Here is a 21,243-nt window from a genome sequence, read left to right as displayed (position 1 = left end):
TCTCGGACAGGTTCCTCAGCCCCCTCTCCCCCGAAAGGCGACCCCATGCGGCGTTCCCTCGCTCTGGCCTCGGCCGTGTGTCTGCTCGCCGTGACCGCGTGTGATTCCTCCTCCGACTCCTCGGACGGCACCCCCGGCACGGTCGAGGAGCTCACCGAGGACGGGCTGGTCGGCCTGGCCCTGCTGCATCGAGGGTTCGAGGGCGGTGACCCGGAGACCGACCAGGTCCTGGTCTTCCACGACCCGGAGAGCGGCGTTCCGCTCCAGCGGATCGAGCTGCCCGACGGCGCGGTGGACCCGATGTCGCCCGACGTGCCCGTGTACGGACAGTTCTCGGAGGACTGGCAGTACTTCGCCTTCGCCACCCGTGAGCCCAACGCCGTGCACCTGGCGGTCCTGACCGATCCGGACGAGGCGGAGGACGACGAGGTGGAGGGGTTCTCCTATCAGCCGGTCGAGACGATCGCCTCCTCTCAGGGTGGGCTCGTGTCACGGCCGATGATCCACGGGGAGCGCCTCTGGTACGTCCTCGGCAACGGCGACGGTCAGCCGCCGCAGGTCATGTCGGTCCCCTTGGAGGCGCCCAACGGCACCCCCAACCAGGAGGGGAGTCTGGCGTTGGGCGAGGGGAACCGTCCCAGCGACTGGGCCCTCACACCCGATGGGTCCCTGCACATCCGTAACAGCGTGCCGACCCAGCAGTTGACCGGCGGCGAGGGTTCGGCGGTGGTCAGGGCGACCAACGGCACCGTCGTCAACGCCACCCTGACGACCAATGGCGAGCAGTGGCAGACCTTCGACGGCACCGAGGTGTGGGGCGGCGGCGACGCGCTGCTGCGTCCCGACGGCAACGGTGAGGCGCCCGACGGGCTGTACCTGTTGTCGACGGAGGGGCAGGGCTACACCGCGACCCGCCTGTTGGAGGACGAGCCCGGACCGGTCGTGCAGTACGCGCCGGCCGAGGAGCGTGACGCGGTCCTGCTCCAGACCGAGAACGCCTGGTTCCGGGTGGACCTGGGGGAGGAGGGCGCGGTCGAGGCCGAGGAGGTCTTCCCTCTCTACCAGGACGCCTCCATGGAGGGGTGGCCCCTGGTCGTGCGCTGGGCCCAGAACCCTCCGGGCGATCCGAGCGCCGAGCCCTCGGACGCCTCCGAGGACTGACCGGGGCCGTTTCCGGCCATCGGACACACCGGTGTCCTCCTTTCCCCACGCTCGCGGGAAACGGTTATAGCGTGAAATTCCATGGCCCATGCCCGGAGAGGACCCGGATCATGTCGAAGCAGGACCGTCCGCGCGGAACGATGGCCGCTCTGGACCGGCTGATCGAGAGCACCCGTGCGCTGGGAAGGGCGACGACTGTCTTCGGTGATCCGGTCACGTCCGGCGCGACCACCGTGGTGCCGGTGGCGCGGATCAGCGCGCTGACCCTGATGGGCGGCGGCACGGGACGGTTCGTCGTCTCGAACGGCGACGGCGCCGGCGGTACCGGCCTGGTGCGGGCCCGGCCTTCGGGGTTCCTGGTGGTCTCGCCCGAGGGCGCCGCCTACCGGTCGATCCGGCAGCCGGTCACGAGGCTGGTCCTGCCGTTGGCGGCGATCGGCGCCCTGACCGCGGCCCGGATCGTCGGGGTCTCCCTGCGTGAGGCGCGTCGGCGCAAAGCCCTGGAATCCGCCCGTCGGGAGTCGGAATCGTGCTGCGGATCACCGGAGATGTGACCTGGGCCGTACCGTCGCGAAACGGCCTCCTGTAGCGTTACCGGGCTCGTGAGGCACGGTCGTACGGAGGTCGCCTCTTGTCCGGGGTCATCGTCGGTTTCGGGGTCATCGCCAGCATCGTGGCCATCGGGTACATGCTGGGCCGACTCTCCCTCCTCGGGCCGGGTGCCAGGGAGGTCCTCAGTCGGCTGGCGTTCTACGTGGCCAGCCCGGCTCTGTTGTTCACGATCCTGGCGCGGACGGACCTGTCGATCCTGCTCTCGCCGCCGGTCCTGGTGAGCGTGTTGAGCGTGGTGGTCGTGGCCCTGGCCTTCCTCGTGGTGGGCGTGATCCGCAGGTGGGGCGTCGGCCGCACCACGGTGGGCGTCCTGGGCTCCTCCTACGTCAACGCGGGCAACCTCGGCATCCCGATCGCCTCCTACGTGCTCGGCGACGCCTCCCTGGTGGCGCCGATCCTGCTGTTCCAGCTGTTGGTCCTGGCGCCCGTCTCATTGACCGTCCTGGACCTGAACAACGGGAACGTGCGCGGGGTGTGGCCGGTGTTCCGCCGTTCCCTGGGCACCCCTGTGCGCAACCCGGTGGTGATCGCCTCCCTGGCCGGGGTGGCGGTGTCGGCTTCGGGGTGGGTGCCGCCGGAACCGTTGATGGAACCCTTCGACCTGGTCGGCGGCATGGCGGTGCCGGCGATGCTGTTGGCCTTCGGGATCTCGCTGCACGGAAGCGCCATGCCCGGCAAGGGCGGCCCCGAGCAGGTCCCGGTCCTGTTGGCCGTCGCCTTGAAGTCGGTGATCCAGCCGCTGGTCGCCTGGGTCCTGGGGGCTCTGGTGTTCGGTATGGAGGGCGCCGCCCTGTTCTCCGTGGTGGTCCTGGCCGCCCTGCCCACGGCGCAGAACGTGTTCAACTACGCCACCCAGTACCGGACGGGCGAGGTGCTGACACGAGAGGTGGTCCTGTTGACCACGCTGCTGACCGTCCCGGTCCTGTTCGCCATCACCTTTCTGCTCGGCTGATCCGGCCCCTGAACGGAAGGCGGGCCCACGCGGCGTCGGTCGGCTCCGCGATCCGTCGATAAAAACGTCGGCCAAAGGTTGGTCATGGTCCGGTTGCGGGAATACCGACTTCGAGGGCCCGCCCCCACCCCCTTGGGGGACGGGCCCTTCCAACGTGGAAGGGGCCGGCACGTCGCGACGTGCCGGCCCCTCGTCCGTGGCTCTGGGGAAGACTATCCCCAGGCCAGAGCGGTCAGCTCCGGGTCCTCCAGCGCGGTGCCGATGTCACGCAGCACCTTGGACCCCAGCTCGCCGTCGACCAGTCGGTGGTCGAAGGACAACGACAGGGTCGTCACCTTGCGGATCTTCAGCTCGCCCTTGTGCACCCAGGGCATGTCGCGGATCTGGCCGAAGGCCAGGATGGCCGCCTCGCCCGGGTTGATGATCGGGGTACCGGCGTCCACCCCGAACACACCGACGTTGGTGATCGTGATGGTGCCCCCGGACATGTCGGCCGGGCCGGTCTTGCCCGCCCGGGCCGTCTCGGTGAGCCGTTTCAGGGACGCCGCCAGTTCCGGCAGGGTCTGGGATTCGGCGTCCTTGATGTTGGGCACCACCAGGCCTCGCTCGGTGGCCGCCGCGATCCCCAGGTTCACGTAGTTCTTGACCACGATCTCCTGGTTCTCCTCGTCCCAGGAGGCGTTGATCCCCGGGTGGCGGCGGATCGCCATGAGCAGCGCCTTGGCCACCAGGAGCAGCGGCGACACCTTGACGTCGGCGAAGTCCGGGCGCTCGCGCAGGCGGGCGACGGCCTTCATCGTCCGGGTGACGTCCACCTGGAGGAACTCGGTCACGTGCGGGGCGGTGAACGCGCTGTTCACCATGGCGGCCGCGGTGTGCTTGCGCACGCCCTTGATGGGGATCCGCTGTTCCCGAGCGCTCCGATCCGTCTCGACCGGGGTCTCCGGAGTCGGGGCGGCCTCCGGCGCGCGGACGGCCTCGACCGCCGCGTGGACGTCGTCGCGGGTGATGATCCCGTCCTTGCCGGTGGGCGAGACCGTCGCCAGGTCGATCCCCAGGTCCTTGGCGAGCTTGCGCACCGGCGGCTTGGCCAGCGGACGTCCCTCGCTCCGGACCGGGGCCGCGGGAGCCGCGGGTTCCGGCGTGGTGGGGGCCGGAGCCGGTCGGGGCGCGGGCGCCGCCGGGGTCGGGGCCGTGGCGGCGGGTCGGCGACGAGGACGGCGCTGCGTCGAGGCCGCCTTCTCCCCGTAGCCGACCAGCGGCTTCTCCCGCTCCTCGGTCTCGGCGCCCGTGTCGGCCTCGGCGGTTCCGCCGCCGGAACCACCGGTGCCGTCGTCCACGGTGATGATGACCGTGCCGACCTCCACCGTCTCGCCCTCGGCGGCGAACAGCTCCTTGACGGTGCCCGAGTACGGGCAGGGCAGCTCGACGACGGCCTTGGCGGTCTCGATCTCACAGATCATCTGACCGTCCTTGACCTCGTCACCCGGCTTGACGTACCAGGTGAGGAGTTCGGCCTCGATCAGCCCTTCGCCGACGTCGGGCAGTTTGAACGCGTGCACGCCGTCGACCGCGGGCGTGCTCTTCTGAATCGCCATGTCTTGCGGTTTCCCCGATCTAGTACGCGAACGCCCGGTCGACCCCGTCAAGGACGCGGTCCAGGTCCGGCAGGTAGTACTCCTCCAGCCTGGACTGCGGGTAGGGGGTGTCGAACGCGGCCACGCGGATGACCGGCGACTCCAGGTGGTAGAAGCACTCCTCGGTGACCCGGGCGGCGATCTCCGCGCCGGGTCCTCCGGTGAGGGTGGCCTCGTGGGCGATCACCAGACGGCCGGTGCGCTTGACCGACGCGTTGATGGTGTCGTAGTCGACGGGCGAGAGTGAGCGCACGTCGATGACCTCGATGGAGTGGTCGGTGTCGGCCTCGGCCGCCTGGAGGGCGGTCTTGACCATCGGCCCGTAGGCCAGCAGCGTGCAGTCGGTGCCGGAACGCGCGATCCGGGCCGAGTTCAGGGGGGTGACCTCCTGGAAGGAGGCCTCGGTGTCGACCTCGGCCTTCTCGTAGTAGCGCCGCTTGGGCTCCAGGAAGATGACCGGGTCGTCGGACCGGATGGCCTGCTGGATCATCCAGTAGGCGTCCTCGGGGTTGGCGACGCTGACCACGCGCAGACCGGCGGTGTGCTGGAAGTACGCCTCGGGCGACTCGCTGTGGTGCTCGACCGCGCCGATGCCGCCGCCGTAGGGGATGCGCATGACGAGGGGCATGCTCAGCTTGCCCGCCGAGCGGCGACGCATCTTGGCCAGCTGGGTGAAGGTCTGGTTGGCGGCCGGGAAGAAGAAACCGTCGAACTGGATCTCCACCACGGGGCGGTAGCCGCGCAGCGCCATGCCGATGGCGGTGCCGACGATGCCGGATTCAGCCAGCGGGGTGTCGATGACGCGGTCCGCGCCGAAGTCCTTGTGCAGGCCGTCGGTGACCCGGAAGACACCGCCGAGCCGGCCGACGTCCTCGCCCATGACCAGGACCTTGGGGTCGTGCTCCATGGCGGCGCGCAGGCCGGCGTTGATGGCCTTGCCGATCGTGAGGTTGGTTCCCATGGCCTAGCGGCCCCCTTCCGCGCCGGCGTCCTCGAAGGAGGCCAGGTAGTCGGCGAACTCGGACCGCTGTCGGTCGATGTGGACGTTGGGTTCGGCGTAGACCTCGTGGAAGATGTCCAGAGGCTCGGGGTCGGGCATCGAGCGGCACTCGGTGCGGACCCGCTCACCGACCTTGTCGGCCTCCTCGTCGATCGCCGTGAAGAAGTCCTCGTCGGCCAGACCGTTGAGTTCGAGGTAGCGGCGCACCCGCAGGATCGGGTCCTTGGCCTTCCACTCGTCGAGTTCGGCCGCGTCCCGGTAGCGCGTGGGGTCGTCGTTGGTGGTGTGCGCGCCCATCCGGTAGGTGAACGCCTCCACCAGGGTGGGGCCGTTGCCGCTGCGGGCGTTGTCCAGCGCGGCGCGGGTGACCGCGAGGCAGGCGAGGACGTCGTTGCCGTCCACGCGTACGCCGGGGAAGCCGAAGCCGGCGGCGCGTCGGTAGATCGGCACGCGGGCCTGGCGCTCCAGGGGCTCGGAGATGGCCCACTGGTTGTTCTGGCAGAAGAAGACCACCGGGGCGTTGTTCACCGAGGCGAAGTTGAACGCCTCGTTGGTGTCGCCCTGGCTGGTGGCCCCGTCGCCGAAGTAGGAGATGACGGCGGTGCCGTCCTCGCCGACGGCGCCGTCGCGCTGGACGCCCATGGCGTAGCCGGTGGCGTGCAGCGTCTGGCTGCCGATGACGATCGTGTACAGGTGGAAGCCCTGCTCGTGCGGGTCCCAACCGCCGTTGGTGACCCCGCGGAACATGCCGAGGAGTTCCTTGGGCTCGATCCCGCGGCACCAGGCGACGCCGTGTTCACGGTAGGAGGGGAAGGCCATGTCCTTGGCGCGTAGAGCGCGGCCGGAGCCGATCTGCGCGGCCTCCTGGCCCAGGAGCGAGGCCCACAGGCCCAGCTCGCCCTGACGCTGCAGGGAGACGGCCTCGCTGTCGACCCTGCGGACCAGCACCAGGTCACGGTAGAGGGCGCGGATCTCCTCCGCGCTGATGTCCAGGGGGTAGTCGGGGTGCTCCTTGAGCTCCCCTTCCGGTGTCAGGAGCTGGATGAGCTCCGGTTCCTCGTGCGCGGCGGTGTCCGACACGTCGCTCCTCGGGTTCTCGGGGCCGACTTCGCGTGGGTGAACGCTGATCGACCGTTTAACGGTCCACGCGCACCCGGGGTGTCGGATGGGCGCGGACAGTCCTCCCCATATCGTGACAGAACTCACTATGGAGAGCGCAAGCCCCCAGCGACACCTTTTACGCTGCGCGAGCCATGTTCTCTCATCGCCGGCCAGGCCGATTATCAGGGCTTCCTAGCATTTACAAGGACTTCCAACAACTTTGTGACAACGTGGCCGCGCCCTGCCCCAGCTCTACCACGTGAACACCCTCGGACCTCCGGGATTCGGGGTGAGAGGACCTCGAGCCTCCCCCGATCCCGACGTATCCGCCGTTCCGGACGGGGACCTCGTCGAAGGACCGGATCCCACTCGCATGTGCACGATCTTTACCGAGAACGGGCAGATCAGAGCTTGATAGGCAAGTGAAAACTTGCCTATAGTGGCGACGTGGACGACGAGATCTTCAAGGCCCTCGCCGATCCCACACGCCGGAGCATCCTCGACGAGCTCACCGAGCGGTCCGGACAGACCCTGTTCGAGATCTGCTCGCGCCTGAACATGAGACACGGGCTCACCATGTCCCGCCAGGCCGTCTCGCAGCACCTCGCGGTGCTGGAGAAGGCCGGGCTGGTCGAGATCCGGCGAGAGGGACGCTACCGATTCCACGACCTGGACCCCGAGCCGTTGCGACACCTCGTCGAACGGTGGACCGGTCCCCGTACACGGGAGAACGACACATGAGGATCGACCTGACCAGCGTCTTCGTCGACGACCAGGCCAAGGCGCTGGACTTCTACACCGACGTGCTGGGCTTCGAGAAGAAGAACGACGTCCCCGTGGGGGACGCCCGGTGGCTGACCGTGGTCTCGCCCGAGGCCCCCGAGGGGCCCGAACTGCTGCTGGAGCCCTCCGGCCACCCGGCCGTGGGTCCGTACAAGGAGGCCCTGGTCGCGGACGGGATCCCCGCCGCCGCCTTCTCCGTCGACGACGTGCACGCCGAATACGAACGCCTGCGCGCTCACGGGGTGCGGTTCACCCAGCCGCCGATCGACGCGGGCTCGGTCACCACGGCCGTCCTGGACGACACCTGCGGCAACCTCATCCAGATCATGCGAGTGGCCTGACCGGTCGAGGTGTCGGCTCGGATCGACGCATGACATCCGTCATCACCGGTCCGATGAGGAACACGGAGACGACCGGTTACGCGCGCCACTACTCGCGGTGGTCCTCGGAAATCTAGATTCGAGACATGGACCGCGAAGAAGACCGCAGCACCCCGACACCTTCACCGGAACCGGCCGGAGGCCTCCCCCCGACGGGGATCGACCCGACGGGCCACGCGCCCTCGGCCCCCGTCGGGGCCGCCGCTCCGGCCCCGAGACGACGGGGCCCTCGCCCCGTCCCGCCGGGAGTGGAGTACCACCGGGTCCTCGCCGACGACCGGCGCCGGATCTGGCGGGGTATCGCCGCGCTCGTCCTGCTCTTCGGCGGAATGCTCGCCTTCTCGTTCGGGTTCACGATCCTCGGATCGCTCGTCGACATGGCGCTCGGCCGCCCCAGCGTGCTCCTCGGCGGCGACGAGTTCACCCCGGCCACCCAGGCGTCGGCCCTGATCGGGCTCGCCCTGCTGGTGCCCTGGAGCATGCTGATCCAGCGATGGCTCTACGGGGTGAAGGGGGCCTCGCTGCACTCGGTGCTGTCGGTCTTCAGGCCGGCGGTCTTCGGCCGGGCGTTCCTGGTGATCCTGCCCATCTGGGCGGTCTACATGACCGTCTTCTCGATGTTCACCCCGATGCCGGAGGGGGTGTGGCGGCCCTCGGACCTCGTCCTGATGTTCGGCATCGTCCTCCTGCTCACACCGTTGCAGTCGGCCGGTGAGGAGTACGGCTTCCGCGGTCTCGCCTTCCGGGTCGCCGCGAGCTGGGGCAAGGGCCCGCGCGCCGCGCTCCTCCTCGGTGTCGCTGTCTCCGGTCTGTTGTTCATGCTCGCGCACTTCGCCCTGGATCCGTGGCTCAACCTCTACTACCTCACCTTCGGCGTGACCCTGGCCCTGATCACGTGGCGGACCGGAGGTCTGGAGGTGGCGGTGGTCGTCCACGCGGTCAACAACACGATCGCCTTCCTGCTGACGCTCGTCACCCGCAGCGACCTCGTCGAGGGGATGGACCGCTCGGTGGGCGCCGGCTCGGCGATCATGCTCGTGCCCTGCGTCCTTCTGATCCTGATCACCATCGTGGTGTGGGCGCGCACACGGGAAACGGGACCCGCGCTCACACCTTCGGAAAGGGAGACGCACGAGGCCCCGCGAGAACGGTGACGGGTCGTTTCGGGGAAAAGGCGGAGGGGGCGCACGCATTCGCGGGGACGGCCGCCCTTCGCCGCCGTATCCGGAGGTTCGGATAACGGCGGAGGCGTGTTCGTCGTCGCCTCTTCGGGGGTCGTTCCCGGTCGGTCCGGGAAACGTCCGGAGAAAGAGGGGTCACGGCCTTTTCCGAACGCCGCGAAGGCGTTCGTCCAGGCCTTCTTCCCGGGCCCTCGTCCACCCTCTCCTCGGGCCCGGAACGGCCGTTCACTCGGCCGCTGTACGCGCCTTCGGAGCGGGCACCCTCATACCACGCTCACGCCCGTAGTCGGCGAGCATCTCGCGCAGTTGACGGCGGGCTCGGTGCAGGCGGGACATGACCGTGCCCAGCGGGGTCCCCATGCGCGCGGCCACCTCCTTGTAGGCGTAGCCCTCGATGTCCACGAGGTAGATGACCTCCTGGAACTCCTCCGGAAGACGGGCCAGGGCCTGCTTGATGTCGGAGTCGGGCAGGTGGTCCAGGACCTCGGTCTCGGCCGACCGCATTCCCGAGGAGGTGTGCGCCTCGGCGGCGGCGAGCTGCCAGTCCTTGATCTCGTCGGTGGTCTCCTGACGGGGCTCCCGCTGCTTCTTGCGGTAGCCGTTGATGAAGGTATTGGTCAGGATCCGGTAAAGCCAGGCCCTCAGGTTGGTGCCGGCCCGGAACTGATGGAAATTGGCGAAGGCCTTCGTGAAGGTCTCCTGCACGAGGTCCTCGGCGTCGGCCGGATTGCGCGTCATACGCAGAGCCGTCGGGTAGAGCTGGTCTGCGAACGGCGTGACCGCGGTGGCGAAGTCCAGTGTCTGGCCCTCGTCGCGGGCTCCACCGGCCGTGGAGGTCTGATCTTTCTCGAGAGTCGTCAAGTTTCCCCCTAGGGACGACCGAACGATCACTTCCACCTTGTTAGACGCAGCTTCACCTTCCCAATGATGACATCAATGTCCGTGATACGGGTCACGAACGTACCGAAACCGTCCCCGATACCCGTAAGTGTGCGGTAAAAGTCCCGCGTGGCGACTGGCCGGAACGCGACACCGTCCTCCGGTGTCATACGCTGACGTCGCCACCAGGCGCGTCCCGACGAGGCGCCCTTCGGACGGTGGATCCAGTGGCATACCCGTTTTTCCTGTGGAGGACCTGTGGCCCGCGTCGTGGTTGACGTCATGCTCAAGCCCGAGATCCTGGACCCTCAGGGCCAGGCCATCGCCGGGGCCTGCTCCCGACTCGGCTTCGAGGGGGTCGAACAGGTCCGCCAGGGCAAGCGCTTCGAGGTCGAGGTCGAGGGCGAGGTGGACGAGGCCAAGCTCGCCGACGTCCGTCGTCTGGCCGAGACCCTGCTCGCCAACACCGTCATCGAGGACTTCGAGGTCCGTCCCGCCTGATCGGTCTCGACCTCCCCAACGGCCCCGGTCTTCCCCGCCCTCACCGGCGGGGACCGCCCTTCGACGGGTAATCGGACGGCGGGAACGGACACACCGTTGGTCCCACGTGCCGGAAGTGTCCGGCTTGTTCGGCCGCGTCCCCCGAGGGCGCGGCTGTTCGTTTTACCCGGAGCGACCTCGGGAAGGCTCCCTAACGTGCCGAGACGGTCACCGACACGGAGCACGAGAGGTACACGGATGGACACCGTTTTCTCGATCTCCCTCCCCCGAGAGGCGTACACGGTCGCCGTCGTACGCGACGTGCTCGGCGCCCTCCTGGACAGGATGGGGATGTGCCGGGCCTGCGTGGACGACATCCTGCTCTCCGCTTCCGAAGCCTGTGCGAACGCGGTCGAGCACGGCGACCCCGCCGCCGACTACGAGGTCGGGGCCGAGTTCGCCCCCGGCTGGTGCGGACTCCGGATCTCCCATACCGGAAGAGCGCCGAACCCCGGCGCGCTCGCCGCGAGGTTCACCTCGGACCGCACGCCCCTCCCGGGTCTGGAATCGGAATCGGGCAGGGGCATCTTGCTGATGCGGTACCTCATGGACGAGGTCGCCTTCCACGGAGAACCGCACACCACCGTCGTCCTGCGCAAACGCCTCACCGCGTGCGACCCGGCCGCGAACGGGGCACCGCCGCGGGACCACCGATCCTCGTCCGGACAGCTCGCCCTGTCCTGATGCCCCCGCACCGGCCCCGCGCCCCGTGGACCGTCCACACGGGGCGCGGTACCCCGCCCTCCGGACGCCGTGACGCATCCCACGGACCTGTCCGGTCGTACACCTCCACCCCTCCCAGAAGGGGGTTCCTTGGGAGGATCGCACAGGAGCACCGCCTCGGAAAGGGGTGACGGTCGTACCCGAGTACAGGTGAGCGGGTACGCTGCGGGGGTAGCGGACGCTCCGTTCCCGTGACGGGGCCAGGCACCGACCCCTCCCCGTCGAACAACAACCCCGGAGTGTGCTCATGACAGCCCGTGTGGGCGTCGTCACCTTCCCAGGCACCCTTGACGACAAGGACGCCGCCCGCGCGGTGTCCCTGGCGGGTGCCGAGCCCGTCTCCCTCTGGCACGCGGACGCCGACCTCAAGGGGGTCGACGCCGTGGTCCTGCCCGGTGGGTTCTCCTACGGCGACTACCTGCGCTGTGGAGCCATCGCGCGGTTCGCCCCGCTGATGTCCGAACTGATCCCGGCGGCGCGTTCGGGCGCCCTCCCGGTCCTGGGCATCTGCAACGGCTTCCAGATCCTGTGCGAGAGCCACCTGCTGCCCGGTGCCCTCACCCGCAACTCCTCCCTGCGGTTCGTCAACCGCGACCAGGTCCTGCGGATGGAGAACACGAACACCGCCTGGACGAGCTCCTACGACGAGGGGCAGGAGATCCTGGTCGTCCTCAAGAGCGGCGAGGGCGGCTACGTCGCCGACGAGGAGACCCTCGACCGGTTGGAGGGCGAAGGCCGGGTCATCGCCCGCTACGTCGGCTCCAACCCCAACGGCTCCCGCCGCGACATCGCCGGGGTGACCAACGAGCACGGCAACATCGTCGGGCTCATGCCCCACCCCGAGCACGCCGTCGAGGCGCTCACCGGCCCCTCCACCGACGGGCTGGGCTTCTTCACCTCGATCCTCGGACACCTGGCGGCCGGAACCCCGGCCCACGCCTGACGCACACCGGATCGGCGCGACCGCCGAACCGACCTCACCCGACAGGGGGACGACTCGCGATGATGGCGCTGCTGCGCTCCCGGAAGACCATGTACGTCCTGGTGGGACTGGTCGTGATCGGCCTCGTGGTCTCCGGGGCCATCGGCCTCTTCCAGTCGTTCAACTCGGCACCCGTGGCCACGCCCGGGGCGCAGGGGCAACAGCCCCCGCCCCAGGCGCAGGGCGAACAGCCCGAACCGCCGCCGGAGGTCGGTGCCCTCGGCAGCCCCCCGTCCGGTTTCACCTACGTGGACCAGGACGAGGCGCACTGCGCCCAGGGCCAGTGCTTCCGCCTGATCCTCATCGCCGGCGAGGAGGGCGAAGAACTCGACGTCGACGCTAACGAGGCCGTCGAGACGGTGTACGAACACCTGCTCGGCAACGGCTGGCGCCAAGAGCTCCCCGAGAACGCCGAATCCTCGGACGACATCGCACTCGCCGACTCCGTCCTCACCGACGGCGAGACCCTGGTCGCCGACTCCTCCGCCCCGGCCGCCGGCGCAGTGCCGGTCCTCATGCTGGGCAACGCGGGCATGCCCGCCTACTGATCCGACACCGGGCGGCGGACACGGCCAAGGCCCGGCCCGAAGAACCCGCGCAACTCCGCGACACCCGAACGGAACCACCGCATGTCTGAAGTACCCGGCCTCGACACCGTCGCCACGGCGCACGACACCCCGGACACCCCTCAGCCGTACGCCGAACTGGGCATGGCCAAGGACGAGTACGAGCGGGTCCGCGAGATCCTGGGCCGCCGACCCACCGCGGCCGAGCTGGCGATCTACTCGGTCATGTGGAGCGAGCACTGCTCCTACAAGTCCTCCAAGGTGCACCTGCGCCAGTTCGGGGAGAAGGCCCCCGAGAGCGACGCCCTGCTGGTGGGCATGGGCGAGAACGCGGGCGTCGTCGACGTCGGCGAGGGCAACGCCGTCACCTTCAAGATCGAGTCGCACAACCACCCCTCCTACGTGGAACCGCACCAGGGCGCGGCCACCGGTGTGGGCGGCATCGTCCGCGACATCCTCACCATGGGCGCCCGCCCCGTCGCGGTGATGGACGCCCTGCGCTTCGGCCCCGCCGACGCCGACGACACCAAGCGGGTCCTGCCCGGCGTCGTCTCGGGCATCTCCTTCTACGGGAACTGCCTGGGCCTGCCCAACATCGGCGGTGAGATCGGCTTCGGCCCCGGCTACATCGGCAACCCGCTGGTCAACGCCCTGTGCGTGGGCGTCATGAAGCACGAGGACATCAAGCTCGCCCAGGCCCCCGGCCCCGGCAACAAGGTGGTCCTGTTCGGCTCCACCACCGGTCCCGACGGCATCGGAGGCGCCTCGGTGCTGGCCAGCGCCACCTTCGACGACGAGTCGCAGGCCAAGCGGCCCAGCGTCCAGGTCGGCGACCCGTTCATGGAGAAGCTCCTCATCGAGTGCAGCCTCGAGCTGTACGCCGAGGACATGGTGGTGGGCATCCAGGACCTGGGCGCCGCCGGCGTCTCCTGCGCCACCACCGAGCTGGCCGCCGGAGGCACCGGCGGAATGCGGATCCAGCTCGACCGGGTCCCGCTGCGCGACCACCGACTCACGCCTGAGGAGATCCTCATGAGCGAGTCGCAGGAGCGCATGATGGCGATCGTCGAGCCCGCCAAGATGGACGCCTTCCTGGCCGTCTGCGACAAGTGGGGCATCCTCGCCACCGAGATCGGCGAGGTCACCGACGTGACCCCCGAGGAGGCCGAACGCGGTGGCCGCCTCGTGATGACCTGGCACGGCGAGACCGTCGTCGACATGCCGCCGAGGACCGCCTCCGACGAGGGCCCCGTCTACGAGCGCCCCTACGCGCGCCCGGACTCACAGGACGCCCTCCAGTCGGACGACGCCGCCGCACTGCCCCGCCCGAAGGACGACACCGAACTGCGCGAACAGCTCCTGCGCGTGCTCGGAGCCCCCGGTGTGGGCGACCCGACCTGGGTCACCAGCCAGTACGACAGTTACGTGCGCGGCGACACCGTCGTGTCCACCCCGCACGACTCCGGCATGATCCGCATCGCCGACGACTCCGACCGGGGCGTGGCCCTGGCCACCGACGGCAACGGCCGCTTCACTCGACTCGACCCCTACACGGGCACCCGCCTGGCCTACGCCGAGGCCTACCGCAACGTCGCCTCCACCGGCGCCCGCCCGCTGGCCGTCACCAACTGCCTCAACTTCGGCTCCCCCGAGGACCCCGGGGTCATGTGGCAGTTCGCCGAGGCCACCCGCGGTCTGGCCGACGCCTGCAAGCAGCTCGGCACCCCGGTGACCGGCGGCAACGTCAGCTTCTACAACCAGACCGGTGACGTGGCGATCAACCCCACCCCGGTCATCGGCGTGCTGGGTGTCATCGACGACGTCAACGCCCGTCTGCGTTCGGGCTTCGACGTCGACGGCGCCCACGTGTTCCTGCTCGGCGAGACCCGCCCCGAGTTCGGCGGCTCGGCCTGGGCCGACGTGGTGCACGAGCACCTGGGCGGGCTGCCGCCCGAGGTGGACCTGGCCGCCGAGGCCGCGCTGGGCGAGGTCCTGGCCACCGCCGCCGAGCGGGGCCTGGCCACGGCCGCGCACGACCTGTCCGACGGCGGCCTGGGTGTCGCGCTGTCCGAGTCCGCGCTGCGCGGTGGCCGGGGCATCCGGGTCGAGGTCACCGAGGACGTGTTCACCGAACTGTTCAGCGAGTCGGCCGCGCGCGCGATCGTCTCGGTCGGCCCCGAGCAGGCGGAGGCGTTCACGGCCCTGGCCGCCGAGCACGGCGTTCCGCTCCGGCGGATCGGCACCGTCGGCGGCGACGCCCTCGTGGTCGAGCACCCCGGCGGCTCCGTGGAGGTCGACCTCGACGACCTGCGCTCCTCCTACGAGGCGGCCCTGCCCGCCCTGATGGACGGCGTGTAGAACCGAACGACCGAGGGGGCGTCCCGGCCGGGGCGCCCCCTTTCGCATGTCTTGAAGAGGGAGGCCGTCCGGGTCCCCTTCGCGACGCTATGGGATCGTACGACCGCGGTTCCGGCCGGAACGGCGTCCAGCGCCCTTCGCCCGTTCCGCCGGATCGACCGCCCCCGAACGGACGACGAGGACATCCCCCGGACCATGAACGAGACCCCCCGAAAGCGCCGCGAGGACGGACACGGACCGATCGCGTGGATCACCCGATGGAAGGTGGCCCTGGCGGTCGCGGCCGCGCTGGCCCTCATCGTCGGGATCGGCGTGTTCACGCTCCTGCCCCGCGACCACGAACACTTCACCTCCGACGGAGAGCCCGAGATCGGAGACGTTCCTCGCGAGATCGACCACATCGCCTGGGAATGGGACACCCCCGAGGACCACTCGATCGTCACAGTGATGCCCGGGCTCGCCGGACCGGTCGTGGTCATGGAACGAGGCGTCATCGGACTCGACGGGACCACCGGCGGGGAGCTCTGGGGCTATCTCAGCGACCTCGATGGCTCCGATGTCAGCGCGTCGGTCACCCCCGATGGGCGCTCCGCCGTCATCGCGGAGGTCCGTGAGGGCGAGAACCGAGTCTCCCTGCTGGACAGCGGTACCGGAGAGATCCAGGAGAGATACGAATACCCCCTCGACTCCGAACCTCCGAGTCTCCTGAACCTGTCCGACCACGACTGGATCGAGGCCCGGGACGGCGGCATCGTCGCCCGCGACCTGCACAGCGGGGACATCGCCTGGGAGCACCTACCGGAGCGGGGCTGCGAGATCCAGGCGCTCCGTGGATCGAACACCTTCGGAGACACGGCCGACTACTCCGTGGCGACCAGCGGCGAACACTACGTCATGGCCGAACTGTGCGAGGAGCATCGAGAGGAGGGTGAACCCGACGCTCCGCGTTCACCGGGGAATCTCGTCGTCCTGGACGCGTGGAACGGAGAGGTCTCCTGGACCGTCGAGGACGATCTCCTTCTCGAGAGGGAGACCCGCTCGGAGATCGACGTCCCCTACTCCGCCGGTATCAACGTCTCTCGTGACGAGAGCGCGCTCCTGGCCGAGACGACCTCCGGCTCCACCCTCTTCGTCCCGGCCACGGGAGAGGTCCTCCACGATGACCTCCGGAGTCTTCAGAGGGACGAGGGACCGGGCAGGATCATCGACTTCGACGACGAGAACGTCGTCGTCTCCGAAAAGACACCCGGGAGCACAGGCCTCCCCGAGTTCACGAACACGAGAACAGGAGACGGAGAGATCCTTCGACGAACCTCGACGGAAGACCCTCTCAGCGGCGACCCCTTCGAATACCACCGGATCCGACCGGCCGGGAGCGCCTCCTACTCCCTCCCCCTCGACGGCGGAGTCGTCACGCCGGGATGCGTCGACAAGTGCGCGGAGAGGAACATCGACGAAACGGTCCTCTTCCTCCCCTGGGAGGGCAAGACCCCGCCGCGGGCCATCGGGTCCGAGAAGGTCGAAGCGATCGTCCAGAGCGGGAGAGGGGTCTTCGTGGAGACCCCTGGAAGCGTGGTCCTCTATCGGCCCGGCTCCGAGGGCCACCTCATCGGCCTCGCATGACGACGCGCCCCCGTCACTCGACCCCCGCATCACGAGGAGAACCCGCGATATGAACAAACGGAGGATCTCCGCGACCGCGCTCTGCCTGGCCCTGGCGACACCTGCCTGTACCGGCTCCGGTGGGTCCGTGATCCACCGGGTCGCCGACGGTTCGCCGACGACGCCCGAGGCCGTGGTCTCCGTGAGCGAGGTCGGTTGGGGGTGGAGTCCCAGCGAGGGCGAACGTGTCTCGAAGGTGCACGCGGGACCGACCGGGACCATCATCGAACTGACGGACGGACTGGTCGGCCTGCGCGGCGACACCGGCGACGAACTGTGGCGTTACCAGACGCCCGAGGCGGAGGGGTTCTCCGCCTCCTTCTCTCCTTCGGGGGAACGCGTCCTCGTCTCGGCCTCGAACGAGCCCGCCCTGCTACTGGACACCTCTACCGGGGAGGCCGCGGCCCGGGACCTCGACTGGAACGGCGCGGGTCGTCTTCTGGACGGCGAGCTCCTGTTCCACCGTGAAGGCGAGGCCACCGAAGCCCTCCACGAGGTGACCGACCTGGAGACCGGAGCCTCCCTCTGGCGGCAGGAGGAGTCCCTCACCTGCTCCGAAGGCGGACCCTCCCGGACGATCACCACGCTCTCCTTCCCCGAGGCGATCGTCCTGCTCCTGCACTGTTCGGAGGACACCTCCGAGGACGCGCTCCGCGTTCCCGCCCCCGACACGGTGAACGCCCTGGTGGCGTTGGACCCGAAGGACGGCGAGGAACTTTGGCGTCGGGAGGCCGAGGACACCGAGGGCCGAGGCCTGGCGGAGGCGAAGCTCCTCCAGGGCCGCCTGGTGGCCGACCTTCCGGGTGAGGAGGGGTGGACGATCATCGACCCCGCCGATGGTGAGGTCCTCGCCGAGTCCCCGAAACCGGTGTTGGAGCTCGGGGACGGCACCTACCTCGCCGGTCCGGATCACCTGGCGGAGGATCCGAGCCACGAGCTGCGGACCTTCGACGGAGAGGTGCTCTCCTCGGTCACCCTTCCCGACGGGCGCTTCTCCGGAGACACACCGGAGACCGCCGTCGGGTTGCCCGACCACCTGCTCACCATCGACATGGAACGCGGCTCCGACGAGGACGCGATCGACGTCGTGGTGACCCCCTGGGACGACGAGGGCGCGGAGGACGTCATCACCGCGACCACCACCGCCACGGCGAGCAGTCTCGATCCCGGTCGGCTGCTCTCCGTGCCCGGGTCGGTCATCGCCTATGTCCCGGTGGAACGCGGGGCCGGCATCGACACCATCGAGGGCGTCGTGGCGCTCAGGTGAGCACCTACGAATGAACCCGCCCGCGCCGGCCCGAGTCCCTCGGGCGGGCGCGGGTCTCTCCGTCCTCGGGGCGGGTCAGATCCTTCCGTCGCCGCAGTCGACGTGGTCGGCGACGCTCGCCTCGTAGGCGTCGTGGGTGTCGAAGGCCCCCTGGTGCTCGTCCATGTAGGCGTCGACGAACTCCTCGCCGGTGACGTCGTCCCCGCACCAGGTGACCTCGTTGTGGTACATGGCGTCGTTCAGGGCGCCGTCGATCCGGCTGAAGTCGATCGTGGTGTCCCAGGCGTCCTCGTCGAGCTCGACGACGTACCCGTCCAGGTCACCGTCCTGGTAGCCGGCCTCCCAGTCCACGTCCGCGTCACCCCCTCCTTCGGGGACGATGATCCCTTGGTCGAACAGGAGCTCACGGGCACCGCCCATGTTCACGAGCACCTCGTCCGATCCCACTTCGTCGAACATCCGGTCCAGGGTGACCACCCGCACCTGACGTTCGACCCAGAAGACCGAGACGAGTTCGGAGGCGTACTCGGTGTCCGGTGGGGGCTCGGGTTCGGCGGAGGAGCAACCTGCCAGAGCCAGGACGATCGACAGAGCGATGATCGAGAAGGCGGGCCCGCGGCCCGGGTGGCGGAACAAGCTGCTCCTTCGGGGGCGATGGTCGGAAGGTCCACCCCATTCTGTTGAAGGAGACGGGCCCACCGCGCACCGCCCCTCCCCCGCCGTGCGCGTTAACGGCCCCTGCCTGAAGGGCACCCCGGAGGAAGGACCCGGTCCCACTGGGGTAGGACTACTAGGAGGAGGTGGAGGAAGATGGAACGCGCCAGACGTGGCAGCTTGAAGGGCGCGCTCGGCAGCCATGACCGCCCGGCCAGCGCCCTGGGTTTCCGGCGGGTCCTGGCGGTGTTCGGGGCCCTGGTACTCCTGTTGGGCACCATCGCCGCCGTGCTCTGGACCGACCAGCTCTGGCTGGCGGTGCTCCTCGGCGCGGGCTTCGTCGCCGCCTGTGTGAACGTCTACTGGGTGAACCGGCGGCTCCACTACGAGCGCCCGCACCACTGATCCACACCGTCGGGCGAAGAGGACGGTAGAGGCCGGAGCCGCTCCGGCCTCCCCCTTCTCCGTTCAGCCGACCTTCAGCTGTTCGTCCCCGAAGTCGGCCACCAGAACGAGTGTTCCGCCCAAGGCCGTGACGTAACGGTCGAGGACATCGCGGGTCGAGATGTCACCGGATTCGATCTGGGAGACCCTGGAGACCGAGACCCCCATTCGACGCGCCACCTCGGCCTGCCCCAGCCCTCGATGCCTCCGCATCTCGACCAGACGCCAAGCCCTGGCCTGGTCTTGGAAACGGGCGACCTCGGCCTCGAACCGCTCCACCCCGCCAGAGGTCTCGACGGCCTTCTCCAGATGGCCGCTGTCACGCCGGCTTCGGCCCATGCTCATGCCTCGTCCGCCTCTCGCCGTTCCCCATGCGGTGCAGGGTTCGAGAAGATCCTAAAGCCCCTGTTCGGGGATATCGGGAGAACCCTGCTCCGTCACCGTCAGGGGTGGAGGGTGATGGCGATGGGGCGATGGTCGGAGTGGGGCACGTCCGGGGCGGCGGGGTCGCTCGGCCTCCAGTCGTCGGTGACCAGGATGTGGTCGATCTGCTGCTCGGAGCGGGCGGCGGCGACCATGGTGGGGAAGGGGCGCGCGTCGGCGAAGGCGTCGTGGAGGGTCTCCCCCAAGGGCAGGTCCTCGGGTTCGAGGTTGAGGTCGCCCGCGACCACCACGGGCGTGCCGCGGCCGTGGGCGGTCTCGGCGATCTCCATGAGGGCGGCCAGTTGGGCTCGGGAGCTCGGGTCGGCCAGGTCGTAGCCCTCGGGTTGCAGGTGGGTGGCGATCACCGTGACATCGGCGCCCCGCCAGGTCAGGGTCGCCTCCAGAGCCTGGGCGCCGGTGGGTCCGCTCGCGGGAAGGGTGTGGCCGCGCACCTCGGTGACCGGAAGGTCGGTGAGCAGGGCGTCTCCCCAGAACGGGCCGTCGGCGGGCCCCCAGTAGGCGGTCATGCCCAGGTGTTCGGCGAGCGCAGACAGGTGGTCGTGACCTCCGTTGAGCAGCCAGCCCCGGTCCACCTCGCCGAGCGCGATGACGTCGGCGTCCAGAGCGCGCAGGGTCTCGGCCTGTTCGGCGGTGGACAGGCGTCCGTCCATGCCGAACCCCATGCGCACGTTGTAGGCGGCCACCCGTAGGCCCTCGGAGCCGGGTTCGGCGGGGGTGGTCTCGGCTCGGACGAAGAGGGGTGCGAGCGTGACGACCAGGGCGAGGGCGGCGGCGCCGACGGCCCCGGGCATGGTCCGGGCCGGTGGGGTCGTGTCCGTTCCGGGGCGGAGCGGGAGCGCCGCGGCGAGGAGGAGCAGAGCGAGGAACGGTACGTACGTGTTGGGGATGTGCAGGTCGTAGGCGGCGTAGAAGGCGAACACCAGGACGACGAAGAGCAGGAGCCCCGAGGCGGCGAGGGTCCCGGTGCGCGCCGCGGTGGCCCCAGGGGCGGGGCGGGACACCGCCAGCCCGGCGCAGGCGGCCAGGGCGAGCTGTCCCGGGACGAGGAGCGCCCAGGTCCAGGTGGGCGGCACTCCGGGCACGTCGCCGTCGAGTGAGGACGCGAGCGACAACGCCGTCAGGACCACGAGCATCAAGGTCAAGGGGACGAGGGGGCCCGGGACGAAGGCGCGGGGTCGGGCGGTGACGGCGACGGACAGGACCGCGACGACCGCGATCACGACCGACGCGTAGGGGGTCTCGGCGAGGGTGCGGGCCACGGCCGGGTTGGCGGTGTAGAGGCCGGTCAGGAAGAGCAGAGGCCCCAGGGAGAGCCAGGCGCGGGGGCCGACGGGGGCGGGTTCTCCCGCCTCGGCCCGCAGGGTCCACAGGGACGCGGCGAGGAAGGCCGCGCACACGACCACGACCCCGGTCCAGACGAGGACGCCCTCGCGCCAGAGCGGGTCGACGGTGCCGAGCGCCGTGTGCGCGACGGTCGAGGCGGCCGTACCGGCGACCACGCCGATCATCACCTCGTGCGCGTTCGTTCGACCGTCGGTGGCGGTGGCGGCCACGACGCAGGTCAGCCAGACGACGCCCAGCCCCACGAGGGCCGAGGACAGGTAGAGCTGGGGGTCTCCTCCCTCGGTGGCCTGGAGCGCGATCCGACCGATCGCGAGGAGGCCCGCCGTGACCAGGGCGAGGGTGGCGGGCGGCACCCGCCGGGTCAGGAGTACGGCGGGGAAGGGGAGCAGGAACCAGGCGAGGGCGTAGGCGCCCATGACCTCGGGGCCGGTCGAGCCCGCCTGCCCGAAGAGGGTGATGAGCGAGGGGAGGAAGACCCGGAGCACGTCCAGCAGCAGGACGGTTCCGAGGAGTGTGGCGAGGCGTCCCTGACGCATGGTGCTCCGCTCTGTGGGGGCAGGCGAGGTTCCGAAG

21 protein-coding genes are annotated in these 21,243 nt (G+C 69.7%); 14 read left to right on the top strand and 7 right to left on the bottom strand.

Annotation, left to right across the window (positions count from 1 at the left end):
• Nucleotides 1-45 precede the first annotated feature (45 nt).
• The 3 genes from U9J66_RS22920 (at nt 46) to U9J66_RS22910 (ending at nt 2,725) form a co-directional block, all read left to right on the top strand.
• Nucleotides 46-1,161, top strand: coding sequence for a hypothetical protein (locus U9J66_RS22920; RefSeq protein WP_326338686.1), 1,116 nt, complete (start codon nt 46-48; stop codon nt 1,159-1,161).
• Nucleotides 1,162-1,271: 110 nt separating this feature from the next.
• Nucleotides 1,272-1,715: a GerW family sporulation protein gene (locus tag U9J66_RS22915; protein WP_014913479.1), complete on the top strand. Its 444-nt coding sequence runs from the start codon at nt 1,272-1,274 to the stop codon at nt 1,713-1,715.
• 77 nt (nt 1,716-1,792) lie between these two features.
• Complete coding sequence (locus U9J66_RS22910; protein ID WP_326338685.1) at nt 1,793-2,725, top strand: AEC family transporter; 933 nt, start codon at nt 1,793-1,795, stop codon at nt 2,723-2,725.
• 212 nt (nt 2,726-2,937) lie between these two features.
• Here the strand turns inward: U9J66_RS22910 and U9J66_RS22905 are convergent, their stop codons facing one another.
• From U9J66_RS22905 to pdhA, 3 genes are read right to left on the bottom strand one after another with little or no spacing between them, the layout of a single operon-like run.
• Nucleotides 2,938-4,323: a dihydrolipoamide acetyltransferase family protein gene (locus U9J66_RS22905; RefSeq protein ID WP_161110846.1), complete on the bottom strand. Its 1,386-nt coding sequence runs from the start codon at nt 4,321-4,323 to the stop codon at nt 2,938-2,940.
• 19 nt (nt 4,324-4,342) lie between these two features.
• Nucleotides 4,343-5,323 (bottom strand): alpha-ketoacid dehydrogenase subunit beta, encoded by a 981-nt coding sequence (locus tag U9J66_RS22900; protein ID WP_326338684.1) that lies wholly within the window; start codon nt 5,321-5,323, stop codon nt 4,343-4,345.
• Between the two features lie 3 nt (nt 5,324-5,326).
• Nucleotides 5,327-6,442, bottom strand: coding sequence for a pyruvate dehydrogenase (acetyl-transferring) E1 component subunit alpha (gene pdhA / locus U9J66_RS22895; protein ID WP_014912602.1), 1,116 nt, complete (start codon nt 6,440-6,442; stop codon nt 5,327-5,329).
• Nucleotides 6,443-6,910: 468 nt separating this feature from the next.
• Here pdhA and U9J66_RS22890 point away from each other — a divergent pair, with 468 nt between their 5' ends.
• From U9J66_RS22890 to U9J66_RS22880, 3 genes are all read left to right on the top strand, one after another.
• Entirely contained in the window at nt 6,911-7,204 is a 294-nt protein-coding gene (locus tag U9J66_RS22890) for an ArsR/SmtB family transcription factor (RefSeq protein ID WP_017533032.1), read from the top strand.
• Nucleotides 7,201-7,587: a VOC family protein gene (locus U9J66_RS22885; RefSeq protein ID WP_017533031.1), complete on the top strand. Its 387-nt coding sequence runs from the start codon at nt 7,201-7,203 to the stop codon at nt 7,585-7,587. The genes U9J66_RS22890 and U9J66_RS22885 overlap by 4 nt, the downstream gene beginning before the upstream one ends.
• Before the next feature lie 125 nt (nt 7,588-7,712).
• A complete protein-coding gene (locus U9J66_RS22880; RefSeq protein WP_326338683.1) occupies nt 7,713-8,780 on the top strand; it encodes a CPBP family intramembrane glutamic endopeptidase in 1,068 nt (355 codons plus the stop codon).
• A 252-nt stretch (nt 8,781-9,032) separates the two neighbouring features.
• Here U9J66_RS22880 and U9J66_RS22875 read toward each other — a convergent pair whose 3' ends face one another.
• A complete protein-coding gene (locus U9J66_RS22875; protein ID WP_017533029.1) occupies nt 9,033-9,668 on the bottom strand; it encodes a sigma-70 family RNA polymerase sigma factor in 636 nt (211 codons plus the stop codon).
• Nucleotides 9,669-9,944: 276 nt separating this feature from the next.
• Between U9J66_RS22875 and purS the strand changes: the two genes are divergently transcribed.
• The 7 genes from purS to U9J66_RS22840 all read left to right on the top strand — a co-directional run bounded on the left by purS (nt 9,945) and on the right by U9J66_RS22840 (nt 17,784).
• Nucleotides 9,945-10,187, top strand: coding sequence for a phosphoribosylformylglycinamidine synthase subunit PurS (gene purS, locus U9J66_RS22870; RefSeq protein WP_014910038.1), 243 nt, complete (start codon nt 9,945-9,947; stop codon nt 10,185-10,187).
• Between the two features lie 237 nt (nt 10,188-10,424).
• Nucleotides 10,425-10,910 carry an ATP-binding protein gene (locus U9J66_RS22865; protein WP_017533028.1) on the top strand — a complete coding sequence of 162 codons (486 nt, stop codon included), beginning with the start codon at nt 10,425-10,427 and terminating at the stop codon, nt 10,908-10,910.
• A 286-nt stretch (nt 10,911-11,196) separates the two neighbouring features.
• The gene (gene purQ / locus U9J66_RS22860) at nt 11,197-11,892 is read left to right on the top strand and encodes a phosphoribosylformylglycinamidine synthase subunit PurQ (RefSeq protein ID WP_014913193.1); all 696 of its coding nucleotides are present in this window, start codon (nt 11,197-11,199) and stop codon (nt 11,890-11,892) included.
• Nucleotides 11,893-11,951: 59 nt separating this feature from the next.
• On the top strand, nt 11,952-12,479 hold the full coding sequence (locus tag U9J66_RS22855; RefSeq protein WP_042284306.1) for a hypothetical protein: 528 nt from the start codon (nt 11,952-11,954) through the stop codon (nt 12,477-12,479).
• Between the two features lie 81 nt (nt 12,480-12,560).
• The gene (purL, locus tag U9J66_RS22850; protein ID WP_326338679.1) at nt 12,561-14,855 is read left to right on the top strand and encodes a phosphoribosylformylglycinamidine synthase subunit PurL; all 2,295 of its coding nucleotides are present in this window, start codon (nt 12,561-12,563) and stop codon (nt 14,853-14,855) included.
• Between the two features lie 195 nt (nt 14,856-15,050).
• Entirely contained in the window at nt 15,051-16,478 is a 1,428-nt protein-coding gene (locus U9J66_RS22845) for a hypothetical protein (RefSeq protein ID WP_326338677.1), read from the top strand.
• A gap of 49 nt (nt 16,479-16,527) precedes the next feature.
• Nucleotides 16,528-17,784, top strand: a complete 1,257-nt coding sequence (locus tag U9J66_RS22840) for an outer membrane protein assembly factor BamB family protein (RefSeq protein ID WP_326338675.1) — start codon at nt 16,528-16,530, stop codon at nt 17,782-17,784.
• Nucleotides 17,785-17,859: 75 nt separating this feature from the next.
• Here U9J66_RS22840 and U9J66_RS22835 read toward each other — a convergent pair whose 3' ends face one another.
• Complete coding sequence (locus tag U9J66_RS22835; protein ID WP_326338673.1) at nt 17,860-18,420, bottom strand: hypothetical protein; 561 nt, start codon at nt 18,418-18,420, stop codon at nt 17,860-17,862.
• Between the two features lie 174 nt (nt 18,421-18,594).
• On the opposite strand from U9J66_RS22835, the gene U9J66_RS22830 reads away from it, so the two are divergent.
• Nucleotides 18,595-18,843, top strand: a complete 249-nt coding sequence (locus U9J66_RS22830; RefSeq protein WP_161110854.1) for a hypothetical protein — start codon at nt 18,595-18,597, stop codon at nt 18,841-18,843.
• A gap of 63 nt (nt 18,844-18,906) precedes the next feature.
• Here the strand turns inward: U9J66_RS22830 and U9J66_RS22825 are convergent, their stop codons facing one another.
• Nucleotides 18,907-19,227 (bottom strand): helix-turn-helix domain-containing protein, encoded by a 321-nt coding sequence (locus tag U9J66_RS22825; RefSeq protein WP_326338671.1) that lies wholly within the window; start codon nt 19,225-19,227, stop codon nt 18,907-18,909.
• 98 nt (nt 19,228-19,325) lie between these two features.
• Nucleotides 19,326-21,206 (bottom strand): endonuclease/exonuclease/phosphatase family protein, encoded by a 1,881-nt coding sequence (locus U9J66_RS22820; RefSeq protein WP_161110856.1) that lies wholly within the window; start codon nt 21,204-21,206, stop codon nt 19,326-19,328.
• Between the last annotated feature and the right edge of the window lie 37 nt (nt 21,207-21,243).

This window comes from Nocardiopsis sp. LDBS1602, from assembly GCF_035818715.1.
GTDB classification, from domain to species: Bacteria; Actinomycetota; Actinomycetes; order Streptosporangiales; family Streptosporangiaceae; genus Nocardiopsis; species Nocardiopsis alba.
Note: the sequence above shows the minus strand (reverse complement) of the source record. Positions and strands in the feature narration are given on the sequence as shown.